Source organism: Clostridium thailandense, from assembly GCF_019207025.1.
GTDB classification, from domain to species: Bacteria; Bacillota; Clostridia; order Clostridiales; family Clostridiaceae; genus Clostridium_AM; species Clostridium_AM thailandense.
Genome location: NZ_JAEEGC010000021.1, coordinates 25,993 through 51,674, shown reverse-complemented (window position 1 = coordinate 51,674; position 25,682 = coordinate 25,993). Strand labels below are relative to the sequence as shown.

The 25,682-nt window shown below is 31.1% G+C and carries 18 protein-coding genes; 15 read left to right on the top strand and 3 right to left on the bottom strand.

Going from position 1 to position 25,682, the window contains the following annotated elements:
• Window positions 1-34: 34 nt before the first annotated feature.
• Window positions 35-1,273 (bottom strand): hypothetical protein, encoded by a 1,239-nt coding sequence (locus I6U48_RS04830; RefSeq protein WP_218319275.1) that lies wholly within the window; start codon window positions 1,271-1,273, stop codon window positions 35-37.
• Window positions 1,274-1,507: 234 nt separating this feature from the next.
• Between I6U48_RS04830 and I6U48_RS04825 the strand changes: the two genes are divergently transcribed.
• From I6U48_RS04825 to I6U48_RS04795, 7 genes are all read left to right on the top strand, one after another.
• A complete protein-coding gene (locus I6U48_RS04825; protein ID WP_246615205.1) occupies window positions 1,508-1,753 on the top strand; it encodes a hypothetical protein in 246 nt (81 codons plus the stop codon).
• Between the two features lie 162 nt (window positions 1,754-1,915).
• The gene (locus tag I6U48_RS04820; RefSeq protein WP_218319274.1) at window positions 1,916-2,866 is read left to right on the top strand and encodes a flagellin N-terminal helical domain-containing protein; all 951 of its coding nucleotides are present in this window, start codon (window positions 1,916-1,918) and stop codon (window positions 2,864-2,866) included.
• 155 nt (window positions 2,867-3,021) lie between these two features.
• Window positions 3,022-3,198 (top strand): YjfB family protein, encoded by a 177-nt coding sequence (locus tag I6U48_RS04815; protein WP_218319273.1) that lies wholly within the window; start codon window positions 3,022-3,024, stop codon window positions 3,196-3,198.
• A gap of 155 nt (window positions 3,199-3,353) precedes the next feature.
• Complete coding sequence (gene mntA / locus I6U48_RS04810) at window positions 3,354-3,782, top strand: type VII toxin-antitoxin system MntA family adenylyltransferase antitoxin (protein WP_376774529.1); 429 nt, start codon at window positions 3,354-3,356, stop codon at window positions 3,780-3,782.
• Entirely contained in the window at window positions 3,775-4,176 is a 402-nt protein-coding gene (gene hepT / locus I6U48_RS04805) for a type VII toxin-antitoxin system HepT family RNase toxin (protein WP_218319271.1), read from the top strand. Before mntA ends, hepT begins: the two co-directional genes overlap by 8 nt.
• 163 nt (window positions 4,177-4,339) lie before the next feature.
• On the top strand, window positions 4,340-4,996 hold the full coding sequence (locus I6U48_RS04800; RefSeq protein WP_218319270.1) for a PilZ domain-containing protein: 657 nt from the start codon (window positions 4,340-4,342) through the stop codon (window positions 4,994-4,996).
• Between the two features lie 41 nt (window positions 4,997-5,037).
• On the top strand, window positions 5,038-7,515 hold the full coding sequence (locus I6U48_RS04795) for an MBL fold metallo-hydrolase (protein WP_218319313.1): 2,478 nt from the start codon (window positions 5,038-5,040) through the stop codon (window positions 7,513-7,515).
• A 558-nt stretch (window positions 7,516-8,073) separates the two neighbouring features.
• Here the strand turns inward: I6U48_RS04795 and I6U48_RS04790 are convergent.
• Complete coding sequence (locus I6U48_RS04790) at window positions 8,074-8,754, bottom strand: TrkA C-terminal domain-containing protein (RefSeq protein WP_246615204.1); 681 nt, start codon at window positions 8,752-8,754, stop codon at window positions 8,074-8,076.
• Window positions 8,755-8,946: 192 nt separating this feature from the next.
• Between I6U48_RS04790 and I6U48_RS04785 the strand changes: the two genes are divergently transcribed.
• The 4 genes from I6U48_RS04785 to I6U48_RS04770 all read left to right on the top strand — a co-directional run bounded on the left by I6U48_RS04785 (window position 8,947) and on the right by I6U48_RS04770 (window position 11,896).
• Window positions 8,947-10,005, top strand: a complete 1,059-nt coding sequence (locus I6U48_RS04785; RefSeq protein WP_218319269.1) for an HD-GYP domain-containing protein — start codon at window positions 8,947-8,949, stop codon at window positions 10,003-10,005.
• Window positions 10,006-10,461: 456 nt separating this feature from the next.
• Window positions 10,462-11,133, top strand: coding sequence for a superoxide dismutase (locus tag I6U48_RS04780; RefSeq protein ID WP_376774528.1), 672 nt, complete (start codon window positions 10,462-10,464; stop codon window positions 11,131-11,133).
• 8 nt (window positions 11,134-11,141) lie between these two features.
• The gene (locus I6U48_RS04775; protein WP_218319268.1) at window positions 11,142-11,501 is read left to right on the top strand and encodes a zinc ribbon domain-containing protein; all 360 of its coding nucleotides are present in this window, start codon (window positions 11,142-11,144) and stop codon (window positions 11,499-11,501) included.
• Between the two features lie 59 nt (window positions 11,502-11,560).
• The gene (locus tag I6U48_RS04770; RefSeq protein WP_218319267.1) at window positions 11,561-11,896 is read left to right on the top strand and encodes a single-stranded DNA-binding protein; all 336 of its coding nucleotides are present in this window, start codon (window positions 11,561-11,563) and stop codon (window positions 11,894-11,896) included.
• 350 nt (window positions 11,897-12,246) lie between these two features.
• Here I6U48_RS04770 and I6U48_RS04765 read toward each other — a convergent pair whose 3' ends face one another.
• Entirely contained in the window at window positions 12,247-13,947 is a 1,701-nt protein-coding gene (locus tag I6U48_RS04765; RefSeq protein WP_218319266.1) for a sensor domain-containing protein, read from the bottom strand.
• Window positions 13,948-14,212: 265 nt separating this feature from the next.
• Between I6U48_RS04765 and I6U48_RS04760 the strand changes: the two genes are divergently transcribed.
• The 4 genes from I6U48_RS04760 (at window position 14,213) to I6U48_RS04745 (ending at window position 25,620) form a co-directional block, all read left to right on the top strand.
• On the top strand, window positions 14,213-14,554 hold the full coding sequence (locus tag I6U48_RS04760) for a hypothetical protein (protein WP_218319265.1): 342 nt from the start codon (window positions 14,213-14,215) through the stop codon (window positions 14,552-14,554).
• 282 nt (window positions 14,555-14,836) lie between these two features.
• Window positions 14,837-17,626, top strand: a complete 2,790-nt coding sequence (locus tag I6U48_RS04755) for a cell wall-binding repeat-containing protein (RefSeq protein WP_218319264.1) — start codon at window positions 14,837-14,839, stop codon at window positions 17,624-17,626.
• Between the two features lie 24 nt (window positions 17,627-17,650).
• The gene (locus I6U48_RS04750; protein ID WP_218319263.1) at window positions 17,651-19,957 is read left to right on the top strand and encodes a cell wall-binding repeat-containing protein; all 2,307 of its coding nucleotides are present in this window, start codon (window positions 17,651-17,653) and stop codon (window positions 19,955-19,957) included.
• 191 nt (window positions 19,958-20,148) lie between these two features.
• A complete protein-coding gene (locus I6U48_RS04745) occupies window positions 20,149-25,620 on the top strand; it encodes a DUF5050 domain-containing protein (RefSeq protein ID WP_218319262.1) in 5,472 nt (1,823 codons plus the stop codon).
• Window positions 25,621-25,682: the final 62 nt, after the last annotated feature.

The following is a 25,682-nucleotide window of genomic DNA, read 5'->3' as shown; positions in this document are numbered from 1 at the left end:
TCTTATAGGGTTTCTATTTTGAAACCCTATAAGTTTAATCTTGATTTTCATTAAAAATCTCACCATTGCTTATATCTTTATAAGCCTCAGTTTCTACAACATTGTTTGGATTTTTGGATAACTTATTTTGAGCTTCTGTATCGTCTTTTAACTTAGCAGTTGCTTCTGCTAGCTGGGTCTTAAGACCGTTAAGTATCTCAAGGTATGTTAATACCATCTTCATATTATTTTGCTTTTTAGCTGCATCTAACTTTTTTTCAAAATTTTCATATTGCTCTTTTAATAATTTGTAATTGTTTCTATCTTTGTTTATTTGATCTTGATTTTGGTCCGATTGATAATCAAAGGCGAAACGTTTATGATAGGAAGAGATGTTTTTTAAAGTAGTATTATATACAGTTTTTTTGACGGAATCATAGGCTCCTCCTGAGTTAAGAAAGTTTTTAGCCATAGTATATTCCAGATTTATAGCATTTACTGCATCACTTGTAGTCCAGTTACCAGATACAGGTCTATAAGTACCATCATCAAAATATTCCTTAACATGATTTTTTAGTTTAGGTAGATTCTTCAAAAAGTTATCAACTTCTTTTATATCAGTATAATTCATACTTTCTATAGTTGTACCTGATTGTATATTTGAAAGTTTATTTTCTAATTTTGATTGTAAGTTATCAAAATTATTATCATTAAAGGCTTGTTTAACTACAGAAAAAGCTTCATTCGCTAGAGAGAGTATGTTATTTTTGAACGCGTCAACATCAAACTTATTGATTTCGCCTTCTGAATTATTATAACTCCATTCGTTAGATGCATAATCAAAAAAATTTTGAAAATCACTAGCAAGACTTCCTGCTGCACTATTAATAGCATCATTATAGGCAGTATCTAAAAGATTTATTTTTTTAGCAGCTTCATCCTGAGAAGAATTTTCTAAAATTTCTTTTCTAATTTCTACATACTTTAAAGAATAATTTTTAATAAATTCAGGATCTATAGAATCACTAGAGATAAAAGTATTACTGCTTGTTGTGATATTTTCTAAAGTGGGGGTATGATTTGTAACTGTAGTTGCAGTTTTAAATTCTGTAATATAATTACATTGAGATCTTGCGTCATTAGATATTTCAATACTATCTTGTGACAGGTTACTAACTGTACTTAATGGTAAATCTATAGATGTTTTTACTGATGGTGTTCTTTTTATATAATAATCTGTATTAGATCCATCATAGAAGTTAATAGCTTCACTTTGAGATATATTTAAATTCATAGTTAACCTCCTGTTTATCTAAAATATGATAAAAAATGCTTTTCAGTGCACTATAGTAAAAACAATATTATTACTAATTTGGAATAATTATCTCAATGTTTTTATCGATAAAGTTTAAAAAAACTTTATATTTATAAATGATATTAGGAAGCAATATAGATGAAAATAATTATTTAAATTAGAAGTACTAATATGATAAAATATCTAGTAATAGAGAGAATGAGGGGAATTATAATGGATGAAAATGAAAATCACATGACTAAAGAAGAATTAGAAGAAAAGCTCCAAGCAGAATTAGAGTGGGTGAAATACAGGTTACGTATGCTTGATATAATGGAAAAAAAACTTTATCAAATGAGAGATGTAGCACAGAAATCCGCAAAGAACATTTCTGCAGAGGAAAGAAATGATTTGAATAAGAAAATAAAATGGTTGGAGATGCAGGTTAATGCATTAGATGAAGAAAGCAGGCATGAATAACAAAAAAGATTAATTATAAAAATGGATTTTACATGCTTAATTGTGGTAAAATATAACTAGTAATGAAAAAATTAATTACATAGTAATTTAAAGTAATAAAATTTTGTTAAATGAAAAAGGTTTTTAGAAACTAAGTTTGCTTATATAAAAGGAAGTGGTTATATGATAATCAACCATAATATTAATGCAATGATTGCATGTAATTACATGACAAAAAATATGAATATGCTTGGCAAGGTTATGCAGAGACTTTCCTCGGGTTTGAGAATAAATAGTGCAGCAGATGATCCAGCAGGTTTAGCGATTTCAGAGAGAATGAAAGGACAAATTAGAGGATTGGAGCAGGCGTCAAGAAATGTTCAGGATGCTATTTCTGTTATACAGGTTGCGGATGGAGCATTAAACGAAAGTCATTCAATTCTTCAAAGAATGAAAGCATTGGCAACTCAAGCCTCTAATGGTACATTAAATGATACAGATCGTAATAGTATACAGCAAGAGATTAACCAATTGACATCTGAAATTAATGACATAGGAAACAATACTGAATTTAACACTATAAAACTTTTAAATGGTAATGGTAAAAATACAAATGAACTTAAGATACAGGTAGGAGCAAGTAGTGGTCAGATGGTGGGCATTGAACTGGAGGATATGAGAGCAAGAGCACTTGGAATAAGTGGAGACTCTGGAGGAAGTGTTGTTTCTAAGGATGGAAGTATAACAGCTAAATTTGCCAAGGCAGATTCTAAGGAACCTAATAATGGAGTTACAAATGAAAGCGGAAATAAAGTGGTAGAATATGCATTAGATGTAACAAATCCTGAAAATGCTAGTAATGCTATTAAAATATACAGTGATGCTATAGAGAAGGTGTCTTCCTGTAGAGGAAGATTAGGAGCTGAGCAGAATGCATTAGAATATAGGGCTGATTATCTGAATAATGCAGCAGAAAATCTAACATCAGCAGAATCAAGGATCGCAGATGCTGATATGGCAAAGGAAATGATGGAATATGCTAGATATAATATTCTCTTTCAAGGTGCACAGGCATTATTTTCGCAAGCTAATCAGCAGGCGAAAGGCGTTATAGAATTATTAAAGTCACTTTAGCTTAATGAGATTCTCTTGCATTAGATTTTGACTTGATTTTTATATGTAATAATATAGAAAAATTTTGATAAAACCTCTTTAAATCATAATTTAATATACGATATTTATAATGGAAACTTAAATTAAAATAAAAAACAAGTTAAAGGAGGATTGTTATGGATATACCAGAATTGTCAGTAGTAATGAGTCAAGCAAATGCTATGCAGCAGGCAGGTATTTCATTGACAAAAATGGCTATGGACACAAATAAAGAGAATGCACAAAATATGAAAGATATGATTGAAAAATCAGCTTTGCCTAATCTAGGAAATAATATAGATTCAAGAGCATAAAATTTGTATGTTTGCATTTTGTCTAATATAATAAATATTATGTCAAAAAAATAAGAGCTGAGTCCAACTTTTTAGAAACTGTAAAATTAATGTTTTATAGTTTCTTTTTGTGTTTAAAGAAAAATGAATATGGTAAAATAAATAACATAAGGAATATGAGTTTGGTGGTGAATGAAATGAAGTTGGATAAGCATAACATACAAAAAATAGTAGATTTTCTTGTTAAAAATATAAATCCATATCTGATATATCTATTTGGCTCAAGTGTAAATGGAAATTTTAGAGAGGATAGTGATATAGACATTGCCTTTATGAGTGATAAAAAAATTACTGACTATGAAACTTTTATGTTGGCTCAGGAATTGGCAGATATATTAAAACGAGATGTAGATTTAATTAACATAAAAAATGCTTCTACAGTATTTAAAGTACAGATAATAGGTAAAGGGGAAAGTATATACTGCTCGGATAATAAAAGAAGAATGTATTTTGAAATGTATGCACTTAAAGATTATGCTTTGCTAAATGAAGAAAGAGAAATAATTTTAAAGAGTATAGAACAAAGGGGACATATATATGAGTAAAGATGTAATATTGAATAAAATATCAGTTATTGAAAGATGTATGAAAAGGATAAATGAAGAGTATCAAAATGACTTTGAAAATTTAAAAAATTATACAAAACAAGATTCTATAATTTTAAATATACAGCGGGCTTGTGAAGCTTCTATAGACTTAGCAATGCATATTATTTCTGAAAAAAAACTTGGAATTCCGCAAAATAGTAGAGATGCATTTGAGGTGCTTTATAGCAGCGATATAATAGATAAAAAACTTATGAAAAATTTAAAGGCTATGGTAGGCTTTAGAAATATAGCAGTTCATGATTACCAAGTTGTAAATTTAGAAATAGTAAAACAAATAATTGAAAATCATTTGTCGGATTTAAAGGAATTTGTTCAGGTGATTTTAAAATAGAAGATTAGTAGACAAATAGCTAGGGACGGTATTGAAAAAATGTCGTAATATAACTATTTCTGTAATACACATAGTTCAATTTATTTTAGTTTTTAAACTTTGTACAATATGATAAAATATGTAATAAGAATGTTATTCATTATGTGTGTTCTGGAGGAATTGTATGAAAAAGTTAAGTAAAGACTACTTATCAATTGGCGAGGAAATACACTTTGTTATTAATAATAAAAATTTCTTTGAAGGTACTGTTACTAATTTATATGAGAATTGTTTTGCTGTTAGCATATCTACAAGGCAAGATATGTATAAGCCTATTGAAGCTAAACAAAAAATTAGATTTATATTGGTTAGTAGAAATGAAGCTCATACTTGCTCATCAGATGTGCTCGGATGTAAGTTAGGGGATGCTTATGAAATAGTGCTCCTAAGTTTTCCGGAGATAGAAAATTCAATTGAAAGAAGAAAATATCCAAGAGTACAAGTTGTGATGGCAGCAGAATATTGTATGCTTCCTTTGGGAATAGAATACAAAACTATTAGTGAGGTGCCGGCAGCATATTACAGAAAAATGAAAAAAACTTTTACAGTAGATATAAGTGGAAATGGAATTAAAATTATAACTTATGAAGATGGAAACGATTCTGAAAGCGCAGTACTCTCATTGTTTATTGACGAAGAGATAAGAATATTATGCTCAGTAATTAGAAGAGAGTTTGATGAAGTAACTAAAAAAGCTAAAACAGCTTTTCAATTTAAAGATATAGATAAAGTAAAATGGAAAATATTAGATAAATTTGTTAACGATAAGTTAAGAGTTTAGGGAATACTACTTACGATATAAGACATAAGGTTGGTGATATGATGAAAGTTTCATTTTTAGGAGGAGCTCATGAAGTTGGTGGAAGTTGTATACTTGTAAAAGTTTGTGATAAGAATATACTTTTAGATTGCGGAATAAGACAAAGTGCATCAAAAGACCCGCTGCCAGACTTTAGAACTATTCAGGAGTGTGGAGGCATTGATGCTATAATTATAAGCCATGCTCACCTGGATCATATAGGCTCTCTTCCATTAATAAGCAAAGAATACCCTAATGCCAGAATATACACAAACAATATGACTAAGGATTTAATGAAAGTGTTATTATATGATAGCTTAAAGATAATGAATAACAGGGAAGCTGAGATACCTCTTTATGCAGAATTGGATGTAGAAAATATGTTAAATAGGATTTTTACAATAAACTACATGGTTGAATTACCTATTTTTGAAGGAATAAATCTAACATTTTATATAGCTGGTCATATAGCAGGTGCTGCTTGTGTATATATTACTACAGCTGATGGCTCGCTATTTTATTCAGGAGATTTTTCAATATTTGCTCAAAGTTCCGTAGAGGGTCTAAAGGTACCGAAATTGAGACCAGATGTGGCAATTTTTGAAACCACTTATGGAGATAGACTTCATTCTAATAGGGAAGTGGAAGAAGAGAGACTTATACAGTTAGTACGGGAATGTGAAATAAATAAAGGAAAAATGCTTATTCCTGCTTTTGCATTAGGGAGAGCGCAGGAAATTCTGCTTATTCTAAAAAAAGCTATTAATAAAAAGATAATAAAGGGAATTAATATATACGTGGACGGTATGATTAAGGATATTAACAGAGTGTATAAATTAAATCCTGTGTATTTGAGAAATTCTCTAGCTAAAAAGATATTAAAAGGTGTAGAACCTTTTTATGATGATAATATAATTCCAGTAGATAAAAAGGAACTTAGGGAGAAAATAGCAGAAGACAAAGAAGCCTGTATAATAGTAGCCAGTTCTGGAATGATTACAGGAGGACCAAGCCAATATTATGCTGAAAAGTTGGCGTCTATGGAGAGAGCATATATAGTCATAACTGGATATCAGGATGAAGAATCACCAGGAAGGAAACTATTGAATCTCTTAGATAGTGAAGAGAGGATATTAGAGATAAACGGAAGAAGCATTCCAGTGAGATGTAAAATAGAAAAGGTTGGTCTTTCTGCTCATGGTGATAAGGGAGAGATAAAATCACTTGTAAATTTATTAAGTCCTAATAATATATTTTTGGTACATGGTGATGGAGAAATAATAGAAGGTTTTGCCAGTGAGCTATCTTCGGAGGTTAGAGGAAAAATATATGCACCTAAATGTGGAGAAACTTACGACATAAATATAAGAAATCCTAGAAAACAGTGGAAAAAGCAAATGCCCAATATTATAAAATCTTCTGAGGAACTGAATGAAACCAATTTAGAAGTACTGTGGAGATTTGTCCTAGAGAATTATAGTCAAAGACTTTTTACTGTAGAAGATTTGATATACATATGGAGTGGAAACAATAAAATAAAACAGGAAGACATAGAGAAAACACAAAGACTTATAATGAAGTGTGTTTATTTTGAAACAGATTTAAGAAGACTATTTTTATTCAAGGCTAAAACATCAGAGCAGGTAGAGGAAGACACTAAGGAAAGAGAATTAAAGCCTAATGAGCTGAATGAGCTTGTTAACGAATATTTTTATCAGTATGCTTTTAAAAAGGCTGGTTTGATATATGAAGAAAAAAAGGTTTCCTTAAGTTTCGATTTTCCTTATGTTATAGATAAGAGTATATATGAAGTATGTGAGAAGTTTGAGGGAAATACGGGTTGGAAGGTAGAAATAAGCAATAAGGTAAATATAAATGCAGTAGAAGATTTGATGAGAGAATTTTTATATGATGCAGATATTAAAAAAATATCCTTTAGGCTTGAAGATAAAAATGTAATTGCAATATTGAATTCTGAGTTTTTGGTAGAAAAACAAAAATTAGAAGAGTTTAAGGAAAAAACGGGATTGGATCTCTTTTTGCAAAATCCGGGAATAAATATAGAGAAAAATCTTAGTAGTATTATTGAAGCTGAAGATAATGCTATAGAACAAAATCAAGCTTTAAAATTAATAGATGAAAGTTTTGCAGAGGAGGAATTTAAGCCATATAAAAAAGGTGTAAAAAGTAATGGTAATAGGAAATATATAGAACTTTATTTTATATCACCTATGATAGGAGAGAGGTATAAAAGCAAGATTAAAGACTTAGTAAGTAAAACAGGGTGGAGTATGAAGATATCAGAAGCTTCAAATCAGAATGAAATAATAAGATTTGCTGCAATGTTATGCAAAAAAACGGGTATAAATTTAAAGAAAAATCCATCTTTTAATGCATCAGAGTTAAGTGTAGAACTTAAAGCTGAAAGCTTAGAGAAAGATAAAATAGAAAGCATAAGAGAAGAATTTGAATATAAGACGGGATTTAGGCTTAAAGGATAATACAAAGGCTACAATTGTAGAGTTTACAGACAAAATTGTCTTAAATGAATTTTCTTCCTTCATTGCTCTCTGTCCTCTAAAAAATACTTAACTTGTGTTAGCAATAAATGTTTTTTACAAGTTAAGTCTTGGTTATAAGTGACTATATATAGATCGTTAACTTTAAAGATTAACCTATTCAAGTACCAACTTGTCATTTTTGTATTTTATATGTGTTAAAAACACTGCTTCTTTCAATAAATATAGCAAATTGGATAAGTTCAGTTCTAGAGTTAACTATCTATAGATATCCACACCAGAAAGTAGACTTATACGCAGGTATATGTTTCCAAAGCTGAAGGCACATATAAAAACTTTTTAATCAATCTTAGCGAAGTATTTTAGAAAATCTTAGGACTTCTGATATGTTTGAGGTACGAGTTTATCAGATGTTCTTAGATTTTCAAAATACCAAGTTTTAGATTGATAAAAAGTTTTTATAGTGCTGAAGCTTGGAAACATATACCGGAGTGTAAGTCTACTTTCGTCCGTGGATGTCTATATAGGCATCCCTCAATATTATTTGTCTTTGGTCTTTTGGTTAAGATGAAAGGTTTTTATTACTTGATCTATTTTTCCATATATTAAAATATTATCTCCCTTTTCTAATATATAATCACGCCTAGGAAAACCAATAAATTCATTACCCTTATCTATATTTAAAATTATCATATTGTTAGGTTTTAAATTAGAATTCATAAGAGAGATTCCTACCAAAGGAGAATTGTCATCGATTATTATGTTATATATACCATAACCTTTTGCTCTATTTACCAATTTATACATTTTTCCAACAGATTTTTTTCGTGTATATTTTCTTAAAACTATTTTTTCTATAATATGATCTAGAAAGGATAATAATAGACTATTTTTTGAAACTAACCAGATGATTATAAAAAATGATATTAATATAAATATATTACGTATATTCATAGAATTTTTAATTATATTTACTAAAAAAGAGGTTTCAGTTAAAAAACCTATATATCCCAAAAGCATAAGCAATTGTGCTAGTTTCCTACGAAGAGGATGCTGGGTAATAAGTTCAGCTTCTTTTGTTGTAAAACCTGCACCTGTTAGAAGGGATATTACCTGGAATCGGGCTTTTTCCTCTGATAGACCTGTTAGTTTGAAGAGAACAGTAATAAATTCTATTACAGATAAAAAAAGTATTATAGATAACAAAAAATATATTAGCATAGTTTTTACCTGCCTTTCCGATATATATAGATTAAATTATTCGGCATTTTGTCTTATAATTCCTTCCAAATAACAAGGAGGTATATTTAAAATATTTTGTTGTTTAATTAAAAACGGTTTTTAAAACCATTTGAAAATACTTGTCGTATATTGTATGATAAAAATAGATATTACAATTTGTGAGGTGAACTTATGAAATTAGAATTTATAGACAGATTAAATGGAAATGAACTATTGGGTAAGAATATATTTACTGGTGATGGAAGAATTTTGTTAAGAGAAGGTACAAGGCTTACAGAGAGCTACATTACAAAAATGAGAGATATGGGAATATTTTATGTTTATGTAGAGGACGAAAGGCTGAAGGATGTACAGGTAGAGGATGAAAAGATAAGTAGATTAAAACAAACTACTTTAGAAAATATGTCTAGAATAATGAAGAATACAAATATGATTTCTGATAAGAAATCTATGTCTGATTACATAAAAACTGTTGAGGAATTAATAACTTACATTCAAGAAAATGCAGATATAAATAAAAGTCTATATGATATTCAAACAAGTAGTAATCTCACTTATGTACATAGTATAGATGTATGTATAATGGCCACATTTATTGGACATGCAATGAAAATGGATCGTTTTTCTATAAAAGAACTAGGAGTGGCGGCTATACTTCATGATATAGGAAAAACTCAGCTTCCTAAAGAAATCGCTGAGAAACAAGGTAATCTAAATGCAGAGGAATTAGCAAGATTCAAAGAACATCCTTATCTTGGAGCTATGCTCATTAAAAAGAATTTAAGAATTTCAGATAACATAATAAAAGCTGTTCAGCAGCATCATGAGAGAATGGATGGCAGAGGATATCCTTATGGCTTGGAAGGAAAAGCTATATCAAAATTTGCACGTATAATTACTATAAGTGATGTATATGATACGATTACTAATAGTAAGGACTACAAGAAGGCCTTCAGTCCTAATGATGCTTATGAATTAATACTAGCAGGTAGTGGTACAATTTTTGATGAAAATATAGTAAAAGTATTCAGAAAGTCCTTTTCAGTTTATCCATTAGGATGCTGTGTTAAGCTATCAAATGGAGTGGAAGGATATGTTGTAAGGCAAAATGAAAATTTTCCAGATAGACCTATAATAAGAGTTATATATGATGAGCAAAAGAAGGACATAGAACCTTACGAAATAGATTTAGTAAAAAGTATAAATTTAGTAATTACAAGTGTAGTGTAGAGTTATAGACACTCAAGGCCGATACTTAACTTATACTATGAGAATTATCGGTAATAATTGGAAAATGAAAACATATTTCTAGAGGACAATTGACAAAGGCCAGTGAAGGTAAGTTTTCTTCCTTACGTCAGAAAGCTAATTTATTTTTTTAGGCTTGTTTTGCGAATGCAAAACATCGCTTATTCAGATACTCAGAAAGTAGTCCTGCGAAACAAGAGGACAGGAGCTTCTTTTAAATTAAAGATTTTTCGTAGTACAGCGGAGAAAAATCCTCCTTAACTGTCCTATGTCAATTGTCTTCTGTCCTCTAAAAAATATTTAACTTATGTTAGCTATTACCAATGAATATTTTTTATAAGTTAAATTTCGATGCTGGAACTCTATAAAATGTTGGTACATTTTCACTTGCTATAGAATATAATTATTGTGAATTAATATTATTGGGAGAAATAAAAAGTGTTTAAATTAACACCAAAAGAATATAATTTTTCATCAGTACAGGGGATGACATTAAAGCAACTGCAGCAGCATTATAAGTTATATGAGGGATACGTGTCAAAAATGAATGAAATATGGAACATTCCAAATAATGCAAAGGATTTTCCAAACAGTAATTCTACTTATAGTAAGATGAGAAGCTTAAAATTAGGGGAAACTTATGCTCTTGATGGAGTAAAGCTGCACGAGCTTTATTTTCAAAACATGACAGGAGATTTTAATAATCCGGCAGGGGAAATAGTAAAATTAATAAAAAGAGATTTTGGCAGCTTTGAAGATTTTCTTGGATACCTTAAAGAAGTTGGTTTATCCGTTAGGGGATGGGCTATCCTTGCTATAGATCCGTTAGATAATAGACTTCATGTTTTTGGTTCAGACGCCCATGATGTCGGAGCAGTGTGGAATTCGTATCCTTTATTAGTTATGGATGTTTATGAACATGCATATTTCTTAGATTTTGCAACAGATCGTAGTAAATATATCGATATATTCATAAAAAATATAAATTGGAAAGTAGTTAATCAAAGATTAAGACAATACAATCTGATCAAAGCAGCAGCGGATAGTACTAGAAATTTAAAAAATGTTCCTTTATACCCTGTGTGGGCTCTTAAAGGCGATGATATTTAGCTATGTCAATGAGTAATAAATTAAAACTAATAAAACTTTCTCTAAAAGAGGGTGCTGATGAAGCAGTTAAGAAGTCACAAGAATTGATAGAGTATTCGGATCTATCACTGACAATGGCATCCTATAATAATGCGATAAATGATATATATATGGAAATAGGTAAAAAAGTATATAAAATGTATAAAAGCAAAGAATATGACTCGGAAAAAATAGTTAAATACTGTGAAGAAGTTAAAGAATTGGAAGAAGAAAAGAGAAAAATTAAAAAGAAGATACTTAAATTAAAAAACAAAAAAGAATGTAAAATTTGTGGTGTCTTAATAGATAAAAAAGCTCAATACTGCGACAAATGCGGAAATCCTCAGTAGATGTTTAAAATCTCATAATGTGGACATAATTGTAGAAAACTAATTAGGAGGTTTGAACATTGAATAAAGTAGTACTTATAGGAAGAATTACAAAGGATGCAGATTTCGTACAGCTTGATGATGGTACAAGAGGTGTAGCAAAATTTACACTTGCTGTAAATAGAAGTTTCCCTAAGAAAAATGGTGAAAGAGATACAGACTTTATTTCAGTTGTCTACTGGAGTAATCATGCAGACAAAATCAGTCCTCATCTTACTAAAGGAAAACTTATTGGAGTAAGCGGAAAAATAGTTACAAGAAGCTATACCACTGAAAATGGTTCGAAAAAATACATTACCCAAGTTGAAGCAGATGGAATCCAGTTCTTAGGCAGCAAAAAGGAAGATGCAGTTTAATTTACGATTCTAATAAACATTATCTTTTATTATTTTTGAAGATATGTACTCAGATATGAAGTAAAATGAAACTAGAAACTTAGCTTATACGCAGGGATATGTTGCCAAAACTGAAAGCACATATAAAAACTTTTTAGTCAGTCTTAGTGAAGCATTTTAGAAAGTCTTAGAAGTTTTGATATGTTTGAGGTACGAGTTTATCAAAGATTCTTAGAGTTTCAAAATGCTGAACTTTAGACTGACAAAAAGTTTTTATAGTGCCGAAGTTTGGCAACATATCCCGGAGTGTAAGCTAAGTTTCGGCAGTTCAACTCTATATGCAGCATAAGCCTACTTTCGGGGGTACAACTCTATTTCAAAAACCTACATTCGAATTCTTCAGCATAAAGGGGTTTTCCAAAATAGAATCCCTGAACTTCATCACAGTTAATGCTCTTTAAAAATTTTAACTGGTCTTCAGTTTCTACACCTTCACATATTATGTTCAAATCTATATCATGAGATAGAATTATTACAGATTTTATTATTGCCTTTTTCTTTTGATCGCATTCGATGTTATCTATAAAGCTTTTATCAATCTTTATTGTGTTTAAAGGAAGCTCTTTCAAATAGCTGAGGGAGGAGTATCCGGTACCAAAATCATCTAAAGCTATTTTTACATTTATATCTTTAAGTTTATTGAGGAGTGCTACAATATTATTAAAATCCTTGATGGCAGAGCTTTCTGTTATTTCTAATTCAAGATATTTTGGATCGAGTTTAGTTTCTTTCAAAATATCTGAGACTATATATACGAAATTTTTGTTTTCCAGTTGTTTTTCAGATATATTTACAGAAATCTTTAGTGGAATACTATATTTTGTGTGCCATAACTTGGTTTGGCTGCAGGCTTCTTTAAGTACAAATTCACCTAATGATATTATAAGTCCTGTGTCCTCTGCTATAGGGATAAAATCTGAAGGCATAATTGTACTTCCATCTGGTTTGATCCATCTTAAAAGAGCTTCCATGCCTATTAATTTACCATTTTTTATATTTACTTGAGGTTGATAATAAACTTCAAATTCATTATTATTTAGTGCTACTCTTAAATTATTTTCGAGTTTTGATTTTTTTAGAGCTATTAAAGAAATAGTGTCATTATATATTATATAAGTACTTTTAGCAAAGTTTTTGGCATAATACATAGCACTACTGGAAAACCTAAGAAGTTCGGAGGGTACTGAAGTATGATCAGGAAAAATGCTTATACCAATAGTGGTAGTTATATTTAGTTCATTACCTTTAATGTAGAAGGTATTATTAGACAATGTTTTTTGAACTAGATTAGCAAAGGATTCTACAACTTGGCTTGCATCCTTATTTTTCAGTATAAATACAAATTCATCTCCAGAGTGTCTATACACTGAGCAATTATTACTACAAAAGGTTTGAAGTAGCATAGATATCTTTTCTAGATATTTATCACCTATATCATGACCTAAAGTATTATTTATAGTCCTAAAATTATCAATATTTAAGGTTATTACTGAGAAACTATTACTACTTCGGCATAATTTTTCTAGATCACTTTTAAGTTTATTTAGATTAGGAAGTTTAGTGAGAGTATCATAAAAAGCTATTTTATAAAGATTATCTTTCCATTTTTTTCGGTGAGTAATATTTGAGATTGAACCAAGCATTTTTAAAGCTTTTCCGCATTTGTCATATAAGATCTTACCTTCTATATAAGACCAGATATAACTTCCATCAATTTTTACAAGTCTGACCTCGAAATGGAATATATCAATTTTATTTTTAATGTGATAGCATAGGCTATCAGAAAAATCTTTAATATCATCTTTATAAATTAAATGTGATATATAAGGATATATATTATTTTCGCTATATCCAAGCATTTCAAAACATCTATCAGAGAAGTAAATTTTACTGTTTAGAATATCCCATTTCCACAAACCATACTTTGTTGACCATAACATTGTTGCATATTCTTCTAAATCAAAATTCAAGGCTTTTTCTACGCTTGGTAGCTCTTTAATTTTGAGTTCCATATGAGAAATCTCCTTTTACACTAATATAGTTTACAAAGAGTATTTAAAAATATTATTTAACAATGTGATATAATAAAGGTAAATATAGTGTGTTTAATATATATTATATAACAATAAATAGAAAAAATGTAATAAAATTGACTGAGATTGAATTTAATTTCTTAAAATATCATAGTATTTTAATTGACATACTAGAAAGTGCGTTGATAAAATATAGATATATAAAGGAAAATGCTAAAATAATGTAAAAAGGTGGGAAATTGATTTGAGTAATGATGAAAAAATATTGATGTCACAGCAATTTATAGATAAACTTAGAATTTCATTAAATACTATTAAGTTAACAACTAAAGATAAAAATATAAAAAAAGAATCAGAAGATTTGATTAAATTGTTGGAAAATGAATTAAATGCGGAAGAGTTGACCGTTGAACAAAAGATTCTTAAGAGAATGAGAGAAACAAAAAATGTAGATCCTGATGCTAATGCTAATTTATATATATTGCATCGTAAACTTGTAAACAAGCAAATAACAGAGAAGGAAGCACTTCAAATCCTTGAAGTGTATGTAAAAACTGAAAATCTTGATACAAAATTTATCTATTAAAAGATAAATTTTATATAAAATTTTTATATAAAAATGAAAAGATTGAGAGATTAGATCTTAAGGTTTAAGTAATTAACCTTGAGGTCTTTTGTTTTTTTGTTATATAATGAAATATATGTGTAATATTATGTTACATATTTCCATATGTGGACTTGGGTTAAGTTTTATGTAAAATTATACGATAGTAAAGTATAGAATGCAGATAAATATTAAGTAATATTGGTTAAATTTTGTGTAAAACAACTAGCTCGCAACATTAATAAGGATATTGGGGGAAGAAATTTGATTAGAAATAATAAACCAATAATTAAGATGATTTTATTAAGTACATTATGTACTAGTATATTACTAAACGGTTTTTCGTATAAAGTATATGCATCCTTTCCGACTACAAAGCGTTTAGCGGGAAGCGATAGATACGCTACTGCAGTGAAAGTAGCTCAAGATGGTTGGACATCCTCTTATTATGCAATACTTGCCTGTGGTGAAAATTATCCAGACGCTTTAAGCGCAGTTCCTTTAGCTAAAAAATATGATTCACCTATATTACTAACATATAAAAATTCACTTCCAGCAGATGTAATGGAAGAACTTAAAAGCTTGAAGGTAGGAAAAGTGTTCATAATAGGAGGTACTGGATCAGTAGGCAGCAATATTGAAGAACAACTTGCAGCTGAAGGAATGCAGATAGAGAGACTAGGAGGGATAGATAGATATGATACCTCTGTAAAAATTGCAGAAAAGTTTGGAAATGTGGATACTTTAACTGTAGCAACAGGAGAAGATTACGCAGATGCAATATCTGTAGGACCAGCGGCTGCCGCTATGGGAGTTCCGGTACTCTTGGTACCTAGAAATATTATGCCAGATACAACTAAACAATATATACGTAATTTAAATACTATAAGGAATTCAGAATACAGTAATCTTCACAATGGAGATACGGATAAAAGTGATGATAATGTAGGTGACTTCAGAAACATGCAGATTTTTGTAGTAGGGGATAATGATGTAGTGAGTGATAATGTAGCAAGTGAATTTGAAAATACCTTTACAGATAACGCTAGTATAAAACAGTATGGAAGTGTGGAAAGAATAACTGGAAAAGATAAATATGAAAGGAACATAAACATAATAGCTAGATTTATAGAACATTCTGATGGTAATACTGTAAATTATGATGATCACAGCAATAGTAGTGATGACTATAAGAAAACTCAGTATTCTACAGAGTATGATTTGTTTTCACTTAATAATATGTTTGTTGCCTCTGGAGACGGCTTTGCAGATGCATTGTCTGGTGCAGCACTTGCTGCAAAAACTAAATCTCCAGTTATACTGTCTGGAGATTCTAATACACAAATGCTAAAAAACTTTATTTTAAGTAAAATACCTAATTATGGATACAATAGTACAGCACCAGAATATTTAACGGTGTTAGGCGGAGAAGCGGTAATGCCGGATAGCAGAGTAAGTAGTATTTTTGGGACTGTGGCCTTTGACAATACTGCTCCTTTTAATAATTCAGATACAGCAGAATTTAAGGACAAGCAGTTAGAAAAACTTATAAGAGATAAGGTGGGAATTCATGACAGAGAATTGCACTATTCAGATCTAAAGGATATTACATCTTTAGATTTAAGTAATCAGGGAATAGATGATCTCACAGGACTCGATAACTGTTCTAATTTAAAAAGTTTAGATTTAAGTTATAATCAGATAACAGATGTGTTACCGCTTTTGAAATTATATTACCTTGAAGATCTTAACTTAAGTCACAATGAAATAGAGGATATATCGTATCTATCTAACCTTAGGGAACTTAAACAGTTAAATCTAAGTGATAACGATATAAGTACTTTTGATTATTCAAGAGAGAATAGCAGTGATAACAATGATAATGACTATGATAAGATAAGTGAAAATGTATTTAGATACCTTACTAATTTAACTTTCTTAGATTTGAGTAATTCTAATTCTGAAGAATATTATAGTACACGAAATAGGATAACTAGTTCAGATTTAGAAAATTTAAACGTACTTACAAACCTTACATCCTTAAATTTAAAGGGAAACGATTTAGGAAGCCTTACAAATCTCGAGAAATTGACTAGCTTAACTACTTTAAATTTAAGTCATACTGATATAAGTAATTTAGATTCAGTTGAAAAATTAACTAATCTTACTTATTTAGATATAAGCAATAACACTAGTATAGACGGAAGTGATTTAAAGCCATTACAATATCTGAACAAGTTAAAATATTTAAATGCAAGCAGTAATGGGATTGATGATTTAACCTATATAAAAGGATTAAGTGGTTTGAATACTTTGTATTTAGAAGATAACCCTATTAAGGATTATACTCCTATACTTTCTTATAAAGATTCATTGTATTATAAAGACTTTGATACATCATTAATAGATGAGAGCAGTGATTTTTATTCAAAAGATATTGAAATGAATGTTCAAATCAAAAATGAAATTGATAACTTTTCAACTATGTATGGTTATAGTGATTTTGATAAACTTAAGTATAGACAACTTTATCGTCCGTATGCTTCGGAAGCTTATGACAGTACACTTTCAGGACTTTATAAAGAAAGAGATTGGAAAAAGAGCCAGCTAACGGCACAAGGATTATCAAGTACACAACTTAAGAGTATAAATGATAATATAGAAAATATGGAAAATCAAATAGCGGATATAAAGAAAAAAGATGATATGAATACTAAAGTAAGAGATTTAAATAATCAACTGGTGGCTACTTATAATGCAAAAGATATGATGAAAATAATAAATAATATAAATTGTGTTTATTCAGATTATAGGTATGACTATTATAGGACAACCGTTGAAAGGTGTAATAAGGAAATAGAAAATATGAAAGCACAGCTTCAGATAGCAAGTATGCAAAGTCCGAGTTACAGCGGTGCCAGCACCATTCAAGAACTTCAATATGATATTGAGCAAAGACAAAAAGATAAGGATTTTGCTCAGGAAAAGGTGAATATGTATGATAATTATAGAAACTTCTTCAATGCAATAAGTTCAGTAATTGAAGAAAATTAAAGGAAAGGAGCTGCATATATATCAATGAATAAGTCAGAGTTAGTAGGAGTGCTTAAGAGTAAAAAATTAGTATTATTAGTAGCAGCAGCTGCAGTTGCAGGAACCTTAGGTACCATAAAAGTTCAGGCTTCGCCAGTAGTAACTAGGTATAATGGCATGGATAGATATGAAACAGCAGCTAAAGTATGTGAGGATGGATGGAAGCAAGATACAGACTATGCAGTGATAGTAAATGGCGAAAATTTTCCAGATGCTCTTTCGGCAGCGCCTCTAGCAAAAAAATATGATGCACCTATACTTTTAACTGGAGCAGAGATATTAAATCCATATACTTCTTCAGAACTTACAAGATTAAATGTGAAAAATGTATTTATAATAGGAGGAAAAGGGGTAGTATCTCAGAGTATAGAAGATGCTTTGAAGGCAAAAAAAATAAAGGTTACAAGACTTGGAGGAAGCGATAGATATGAAACTGCTATTCAAGTAGCAGCAAAGATTGGTAAACATGACGAAGTTGCTATTATAAACGGTAATAATTTTAAAGATGGAATGTCTATAGCATCCATAGCTGCACTAAAAGGTATGCCAATAATTTTAACAGATGGGACATCTTTAAGTAGTTCAGTGAAAAAATATTTAGGTAATACATCAAAAATGTCCCAGATATATGTTATTGGGGATCAAAATATGATAAGTGATAATGCTATAAGTGGGTTATCGAATGTTAAGAGAATAGGCTATGGCAATGATTATGAAAGAAACACTAGTATAATAGAGGCTTTCCAAAATGAAGTGGATACAAATACTTTATATATAGCCTCGGCTAAAGATTTTCCCGATTCTTTGGGAGCATCTGCTTTAGCACCTAGCACATCATCACCAGTGTTATTTGTAGATAGTCCTATGGACAACTCTACACAAGACTTTTTAAAGAAACATATAGTAACTAAATTGAAGATTCTGGGAGGAAATGGATCAGTAAGCTATGCTACAGAACTAGCTGCGCAAGATCTTCCACTTGCGGTGGGAAGTACTCAAAATATAACAGATACTATATTGCAAAATGAAAAATATACTCCTAGACAAACTATCATAATAACTGCTACAGATGGTACAAAAAAAGAAGTAGCAGTTGATTGGAATCTTACTAAAGTAAATACGACAAAGCCAGGAATATATAATTTTTTAGGAAAAATAAATGGAACAGATAAGACTGTATATGCAACACTTACAGTAAAGCCAATACCTTATAAGATTAATGATATAACAGATACTGCTGATAGCAGAGAAACCTACCAGATTCCATCAACAGTTACTGCGCAAATGACAGATGGAACTTGGGCCGAAGTTCCTGTAAACTGGGATTACGGGACACAAAGTAGTAATAAACCTGGAGTTTATGTTTTTAACGGTACTGTAGACAAGTATAGTAAAAAAGTTAAGCTGACACTAAATATAAATCCTGCATCAATTGTAGCAAGCATACCAGATTTTAAGAAGGTTTTTGCAACCACAGATGAAATGAATGATTATATAAGTTCTGATATGCCAAGTCAAGTAATAGCGTTAATGCAAGATGGAAGCAGCACCGCTTTTGATGTGGATTGGGATGCAGCAAGTACACTCATAAAGGGAAGCAGAAAAGGTACGCATATACTAAAAGGTACAGTTCCAGACTGCGGTAAAAGGGTTAGTTACCTTATGATAGTAACATCTGAAGGTGGGGTAGATTTAGATCCAAACAATTCAGGGAATAGTGGAAATAATGGAGGTAATTCAAATAGCCCTTCTAGAGATATAGGAGAGTTATCACCTATTGTTCAAGGAGATGTATACCCAACTCAGATAACAGATCCGTTAACTAATAAAAAGGTAAAGGTTACATGGAAAACTGGAGTAAGTATAGGTACTTCTTCAAATATAACAACTGATGCGAGTCAATACCTTGATGATTGTAGAATAGCTACTATGAGATTAGAAGGGGTTACAAGTAATGGTACTAAAGTGGCTGCTACTATAGGTATAATTCCTAAAGTTATAGGAATTACATCAGACTATACTAATCCTAATGCTACTAATACCAGTTACAGTCCTACTACTCCTATACCGATTACTATAAGTGCAAGTGGAGTAATAAAAATGGAAGATATTAAATTGTATGCTATAATATCAAATCCACAGGGGGTTACTCCATTATATAAATTAGTAAAAGTATCATTATGGAATCCACCAGTTATATCTCCATCAGATTCAGCTTCTTACACTGTACAAGCTACTATAGACTACTATAATAGTGGTGTTCCAGTACCTGTTGTAATTAAAGTACAGTAGAAAAGAGGAATTCAAGCTCTTTTCTATTGACTTCTATTAGATAAAGTATGATATAGATACCAAAAACAGACATTTAACATATCCTGAAGTATAAAGTTAAGTGTCGGCCGTGGATGTCTATAGTACTTAATTAATTATAGGAGTTTACGATAAACATAGTATTAAACAAAAGATTCAAAAGGAGGATTAAGATGAAAAAATTAAGGTTTCTAGTGATGGCGGCTGCGGGTTGTGTTGGAGTTCAACAACATGTCAAAGCAGCATTACCACAAGAGCCTATGTTAATTGTAGGCAATAAAGCTTATTATTATTCAAACATAGCTAGCCAAATTGATCAAATAAACAATCAAATATTTAATAATCCGACTGAAATATATTATAGTAATGGCAGCTCAATACTAAATGTAGTTACAAATAGTGTAGTTTCAGAAACTCAGCTATCTTCATTAATTGGTAGTAACATATACTACTACAAGAATGGAACTACTATTACTTATGTTTATGGGAATAGCAGTGGATATAATCCAGTAGCAAGTTCAAGCTATGCTACTGTACAGGTTAGTTTAACAAAGATTATAGATAACAGTCTATATCTTTTAAATACCAAAATTATAAATATTTCAGGAATTACTGGTTCTTCTTATTATAGTGTAGCTAATACTAAATTGGTTGCACTAAAGAGTATAAACGATACTATAGCTACATCAGTTACTAGCAGCTCAGGATCAGTAACATTATATTTATTTTCTGATAGCGATACAACCAATTTTATAGCAACAGGTAGTTTAACGTTACCTAGTACTACTGATGGAAGTGTTTCTACAATTAATGTTCCCCTAACTTCATATGCTACTACTACACCTACATCATCATCAAGCAGTTTAGGACAAGGTAATATGTCTAATACAGGTTTAGTGGCTTCAGATGGTACTTACAGATATTATTCTAATACTGCGGATAGTGGAAAAATATACAAGATGAGTGATAGTGGCTTAGAAAATTATGTTATATGTGATGACAACGCCAAGTATGTTACAGCTGTAGGTGGATGGGTGTATTATAGTAATTATAGCGATGGCGGAAAAATATATAAGGTGAAAATAGATGGTACTAAAAAGCAAAAAATAAGTGATAATATTGGAACCTTTTTGAATGTAGTTGGAGATAAGGTTTATTATAGTAATAAATCTGATGGAGGAAAACTATATTGTTTAGATGCTTCGGGAAACTCTACTCCTTTGTGTAGTGATGAAGCTGATTATGTAAGTATATCAGGAGGAAATACTATATTTTACAGTAATGCTTCTGATGGAGGAAGACTTTATAGTATATCCTTAGATGGAAGTAATAGATTGCTAAGATCGTCTTCTATATATAATGTAAGATATATTAATACTTCAGATTCTTCTAATGTTTATTACTCTACTGCAGATGGGAAAGTATATAAATTAGATGGATCTAGTATAAGTATAAAGCTGGTTACCACTGATAAAAATGGAAATAGCAGTGTTCCAGAGGATGAAGAAGCTACACATATCAATGTGTCTGATTCCAATATATATTACGTAAGCTTACTAGATGGAAATAAAATATATAAGGTAGGAACTAACGGTGGAGTTGGAGAAAAAATTACAGATGTAGCAGCTAGTGATATAAACATATACGTACAAAATCCTGATAATGCAAGTACAAGAAAAGATATAATTTATTTTACACAGAATGGTAAGCTATATCAGGTGCTAGATCCTGTGGCTACTGTAGATAAAAACGGAAATACCACTTATAAGCTTCAAACTGCTGCTGTGACTAAGCCAAAATCTACTGTTACTATTAAAACTGTAAACAATATAGCTGTTGCAGTAGATGATACTGACGTAGGAAAAGGAATAGGCGACATAGATTTAGATAAGTATCTTCCAGATAAGGTTCCAGCAACTATGAGTGATAATACTATAAAGCAATTAGTTGTTAATTGGAATAGAAGTAATTACACGAATAAAAATGGTGTATGCATTTTTAATGGAACTATAGTTGGATACGGTAAAACTATAACATTAAGTTTAAGTTTGGCTTCCACTGGAATTGGTTCGCAATATGTTCAGGTTACAAATAATATAGGTAAAAATGATACTTTAGTTACTTTAGATGGTGCAAATTTATCAGCTGGAGATACATTAAAAGTTTACGATTCGTTAACTGCTACCAAGCCAATTGTTCAACAAAAGGCAGATTCTTCAGGGAAAATTTCTATAGCGGGGATGGATCTTAATAAAAATGGTGGGATTTTATACGTAAGTGTAACAAGAGGGACTCAGGCTGAGAGTAGAAGAACCGCTGTAAGCTATGGAGTTGAATCACCAGCAGCACCAATAGGTGTGTCAATAGATTTGAGTGGAGTAACAACATCTGGTCCAGCAGATTCAACTAATGATATAGATATTACTAATCTTTTAGTTAACTCTTCCACAGACTCTGTAGTGGTAGGAAATCTTCAATATAGAGTTGCTCCAATAAGCACTACAGGAAAAGTAGCAACAGTAGGTGAATCTGATTGGAAGGATGTACCTTCAACAGGTGTTATTAGTAATACAATAAGTATAGGCAAGGGAGGAACTCAAATACAGTTTAGAATTAAAGCTTCTGGAAACACTCCAGCTAGTTCACCTACTACTGCTATTGTGATTTCTCCAAGAGCAGCTGCTCCTTCGGGACTTAGTTTTGATGATACTGCAATTACAAATGATACAGCTAATAATAAAGTTACAATAACAGGAACAACAGCTAGTATGCAATATTACACAAGTGCAAGTGGCTGGCAAACCTGCAGCCTAGGAAGTACTATAATAAGTTCGGTTCCAAAGACTGAGCCTGTAAAAGTAAGAAGGAAAGCTACGACATCAACTTTGCCAAGTGTTGAAGCAGTAGAGATAAAAATAACAAGTGATAGTGGGTTATACTCAATATCTGGAATTAATGGCACATTAAATCTTACAGCTAGTACTCCTGTTACCTGGTCGGTGTCTGACGAGGATTCTCCAAATGGAATAGCAACAACTAAAGCTACTATTAATTCAAATGCCACTACGCCGACAAAGGCAGTAATAAGTGGATTGGAGAATGGAAGAGTAAAAGTTTGGGCCACTGCAAAAGATGGTACAGGTCTTCAGGGTTATGTAATAATTACTATAGGAGCACAAAAATCTATAACTGTAGCTAACGATACACAGCTGGCTGCTGCATTTGCAGATTCAACAGTAACGGATATTAAATTGTTATCTAGAGTTTATCTTATGGATAACTACACTCTGCCTTCTAATAGAGACCTAACTATAGAAGGAATAGGAAATATGTCTCAAATTAAAATAAACAGCTTAAACAACGGTTCCTTTATCACAGCAAGTGGCAGTTCGTTAACTCTTAAAAATTTAACCATAGATGGGAATACAAAAAATATATCCAATGTTATTAATGCTTCACAGAATTTAACATTGGATGGGGTGTACTTTACTAATATTAAAAATGACAATGGACAATGTTGGGGGATTAATCAAACTTCAGGTACTTTAACAGTTAAAAATTCAGTTTTTGATTCTACAAATGCATTGAATAGAGTTATAAATTTTAATTCTGCTAGCACAGGAGTAATTTTCAATAATAATTTTGCTGCAAATTCAGCGTCAATAAATGGATATCAAAATGGTGTTTACCAATCTAATGGAACATTAGAGATTATAGGTAACAAGTTTGCCAATTATAGTCATTACGTAGCTTCTTCAACTGATACAGTGCCTACGGTCGGAAGGGCTGATACTGGTGTAGCCGTAACAGCGGGTACTGCTAAGATTGGAGGATTAGGTTTATTACAGCCAAATAACTTTGATAACTGTGTTGCACCAGTGCTAAAAGTAACTGGAGCAGCTGTTACAAACGATAATTCTACGCCTACAACAGATTTATTAGATGGAAATAATAATGTATCAAATCCTGTATTGTTTAATGGAATTTTAATAAATCCAGGTACTGCTTCATCAGCTATAGCATCACCAGTGATAGTAGCAGCAACCCCATTACAGGGAGGAACATCTCAACCGATATCAAGCATTGTTTCTGGGTTACCAACAACTTATAGAGCTTATGTAATACCAACTTCCTGGAATTATACTGCAGAAAGTGATATAAGACAATATATGACTTCAGATAACTGTACCTACTTTACAAATGCAGATACAAACATAATTATACCGAGACAAACAAACGATTATAAAGTAGTGCTTGTGGATGGAACTACTATTGGTAGCGGAACTGTATTGGCACAAAGTGGAGGTTCCTTTATAATTGACTCAACTAAACCAATATTGCAAAGCGCTGCGGTCAATAATGGTGCGAATAATCAGATAGTATTGACTTACGATGAAACGTTAAACAGTAGTGTAGCTTTAGATGCTACTCACTTTGGGGTTAATATTGCTGGATCAGCTGCTTCTGGCTTTACAGCTGCAGTAAGTGGAAAAACTGTTATTTTAACTTTAGGTTCATCAATCCCACATGGTATTAGTGTAACAGTAAACTATACTCCGGGGGCAACAGGAAATATACAGGATATAGCAGGAAATCTAGCAAGTTCACTTAGTAGTTACACGGTAACAAATAGTGTATTAGGCGTTAATCCACCAGACTTAACACCAGCAACAGGAAAGTCTACAGCAGAAGATATTGATATTACATTTACAGATGATAGTACATGGAGAACTGGAATAACCCATATAATGGATGGAACTACTGATATAATAAGTAGTTGTGATAGAACTCAATCAGGAAAAATAGTGATACCAGCAGGAACCTTTAGTACCGCTGGTGTGCATAGTTTAACTATATCTTCGCCAGGGTATAATGATGCTGTAATTAGCCAAAATGTATTTGCAGCTGTAAGTTCTATAACTTCTTCTCAAAGCAATGGTAACTATAAAGCTGGAACAGTTATACCTATAACAGTTAATTTTAGTGGTAATGTTACAGTTACAGGAATTCCAAAATTAACATTAAATTCAGGAGGAACTGCAACTTATGCTAGTGGATCTGGTACAAGTATTCTAGTATTTAATTACACTGTTGGAGCTGCAGATAATACTCCAAGTTCAAACTATTTAAATGTAAGTTCAATAAATCTAAATTCAGGAACTATGAAATCAACAGCAGGAAGTGTTACAGGAGATGCTAATATTTTGATTTTGCCTGCTTACGCAGATAGTACATCTTTAGCAAGTACTAAAAATATTGTTATAGATACAACTGCACCAGCAGCAGATGGAACAAATCCAATAACAGCATCAAATGATGGAGGAACACTTAATACTATACAAGCAGGAGATACAATAACAATTAAATTTAATGACAAAATTAATACAAGTAATATTACTGCTGCTAATTTAGCTTTATCCAGCAATAGTTTTGGAACTACAGGAGTAATAATAGCTCCTCAAAATAGTACAACCTATAATGGTACAACCTATAGCGATACCTTTAAAATAACATTAGGCACAGGTGAATCAATATCAGGTGGGGAGACTATAACTATAACTGCTGTAAATGTAGTTGATGAAGCTGGAAATTCAGCGGCTGCTCCAATAATATTTACAATACCATCAGCATCATTAGGTTTTTAATTGATGGCAAGTTTAAGTCGAAAATGCAGTAAGTTTACTTGATTTGGTTGTGAAAAATTCAA

Excerpts from the sequence above, each read along its gene's own strand:
- I6U48_RS04830 (WP_218319275.1), bottom strand. The coding sequence starts at position 1,273 with ATGAATTTAAATATATCTCAAAGTGAAGCTATTAACTTCTATGATGGA.
- I6U48_RS04825 (WP_246615205.1), top strand. The coding sequence starts at position 1,508 with ATGGATGAAAATGAAAATCACATGACTAAAGAAGAATTAGAAGAAAAG.
- I6U48_RS04820 (WP_218319274.1), top strand. The coding sequence starts at position 1,916 with ATGATAATCAACCATAATATTAATGCAATGATTGCATGTAATTACATG.
- I6U48_RS04815 (WP_218319273.1), top strand. The coding sequence starts at position 3,022 with ATGGATATACCAGAATTGTCAGTAGTAATGAGTCAAGCAAATGCTATG.
- mntA (WP_376774529.1), top strand. The coding sequence starts at position 3,354 with ATGAGTTTGGTGGTGAATGAAATGAAGTTGGATAAGCATAACATACAA.
- hepT (WP_218319271.1), top strand. The coding sequence starts at position 3,775 with ATGAGTAAAGATGTAATATTGAATAAAATATCAGTTATTGAAAGATGT.
- I6U48_RS04800 (WP_218319270.1), top strand. The coding sequence starts at position 4,340 with ATGAAAAAGTTAAGTAAAGACTACTTATCAATTGGCGAGGAAATACAC.
- I6U48_RS04795 (WP_218319313.1), top strand. The coding sequence starts at position 5,038 with ATGAAAGTTTCATTTTTAGGAGGAGCTCATGAAGTTGGTGGAAGTTGT.
- I6U48_RS04790 (WP_246615204.1), bottom strand. The coding sequence starts at position 8,754 with ATGCTAATATATTTTTTGTTATCTATAATACTTTTTTTATCTGTAATA.
- I6U48_RS04785 (WP_218319269.1), top strand. The coding sequence starts at position 8,947 with ATGAAATTAGAATTTATAGACAGATTAAATGGAAATGAACTATTGGGT.
- I6U48_RS04775 (WP_218319268.1), top strand. The coding sequence starts at position 11,142 with ATGAGTAATAAATTAAAACTAATAAAACTTTCTCTAAAAGAGGGTGCT.
- I6U48_RS04765 (WP_218319266.1), bottom strand. The coding sequence starts at position 13,947 with ATGGAACTCAAAATTAAAGAGCTACCAAGCGTAGAAAAAGCCTTGAAT.
- I6U48_RS04750 (WP_218319263.1), top strand. The coding sequence starts at position 17,651 with ATGAATAAGTCAGAGTTAGTAGGAGTGCTTAAGAGTAAAAAATTAGTA.
- I6U48_RS04745 (WP_218319262.1), top strand. The coding sequence starts at position 20,149 with ATGAAAAAATTAAGGTTTCTAGTGATGGCGGCTGCGGGTTGTGTTGGA.